Source organism: Aeromonas sp. EERV15 (genome assembly GCF_900079845.1).
In the GTDB taxonomy this organism is placed as follows: Bacteria; Pseudomonadota; Gammaproteobacteria; order Enterobacterales; family Aeromonadaceae; genus Aeromonas; species Aeromonas sobria.
Genome location: NZ_FKKY02000201.1, coordinates 1 through 200 on the forward strand (window position 1 = coordinate 1; position 200 = coordinate 200).

General features: G+C 47.5%; 1 rRNA gene. It reads left to right on the plus strand.

The annotated features are described in order from the left end of the window. Window positions 1-144 precede the first annotated feature (144 nt). Window positions 145-200: ribosomal RNA gene (gene rrf / locus BN4575_RS21565) — 5S ribosomal RNA — on the plus strand; the annotation flags it as partial.

A 200-nucleotide genomic window follows, 5' to 3' on the forward strand; every position in this document is an offset into this window, starting at 1 on the left:
TACCCGTGAGGCTTAACCATACAACACCCAAGAAGTGTTCTGGGCCTTGTAGCAAGTGCATGAACTACTAACTAATTCAGTGATAACGACAAGCCATGAGCAACATCGTTATTCACGTCAGCTTTCTCAGATTGAAGTTATTTGCCTGGCGGCCATAGCGCCGTGGAACCACCTGATCCCATGCCGAACTCAGAAGTGAA